At 69.6% G+C, this 943-nt stretch carries 1 protein-coding gene; it reads right to left on the minus strand.

Going from position 1 to position 943, the window contains the following annotated elements:
• On the minus strand, positions 1 to 760 hold a 760-nt coding region (locus BZY54_RS43600), incomplete at its 3' end, for an SPFH domain-containing protein (protein ID WP_244217621.1).
• Between the last annotated feature and the right edge of the window lie 183 nt (positions 761 to 943).

The raw sequence follows: 943 nt of genomic DNA on the forward strand, positions 1-943 counted from the left end.
CGGCGGCGATCGGGAACGCGTCGGCCGCCCGGAACTTGGCGTAGTCGTCCAGGTTGCCGGTGATGGTCATCCGGGAGCGGGTGTCGATCGCCGCCTCGATCTCCGGCGGAACGCTGATGTTCTCGATGTAGAACCGGGGGATGGCGATGCCGGTGGAGGACAGCTCCAAGGTCAGCGCCTTGGCCAGCTGCTGCCCGATGCCGTCCTGCCGGGCGGCGAGGTCGAGCAGCGGCACGCCGGACGAGCCCAGCGCGGAGCCCAGCTTGGAGACGGTCAGCTGCCGCAGGTGCTCGCCGACCTCCTCGGTGCGGAACTGCGGGTCGGTGCCGACCAGTTCGCGCAGCAGCGCGGCGGCGTCGACCACCTTGGCGGCGAAGGTGCCGAAGGCGCGGACCCGGACCATGCCGAAGTCGGCGTCCCGCAGGATCACCGGGTTCTGGGTCCCCCACTTGAAGTCGGTGAACTGCCGGGTGGTGACGAAGTAGACCTCGGCCTTGAACGGCGACTCGAAGCCGTGCTTCCAGCCCTTCAGTGTGGACAGGACCGGCATGTTCTGGGTCGTGAGGGTGTACGTGCCGGGCTGGTAGACGTCGGCCAGCCGGCCCTCGTTGACGAAGACGGCCACCTGCGACTCGCGCACCACGAGCCGGGCGCCCATCTTGATCTCGTTGTCGTAGCGCGGATAGCGCCACACGATGGTGTCCCGGCCGTCGTCGGTCCACTCGATGATGTCGATGAACTCACCGCGGATGCGGTCCATCAGCCCCACGACATTCCCCCACTCCCCGCGTTTCCGGAGACCTCCGCTCGCCGGCCGGTCCCGGGACGGTGACCATGCGGCGATCAAGCGATCAGCCGCCAGTATGCCCATCGCGTGGTCCGCGCGCCTACGGGTGGGGGCCCAGTCCGCCGGCCCTTGCCGGCCGTCGCCGCCGTGCCGTCC

It is taken from the genome of Streptomyces carpinensis, from assembly GCF_002154505.1.
GTDB classification, from domain to species: domain Bacteria; phylum Actinomycetota; class Actinomycetes; order Streptomycetales; family Streptomycetaceae; genus Streptomyces; species Streptomyces carpinensis.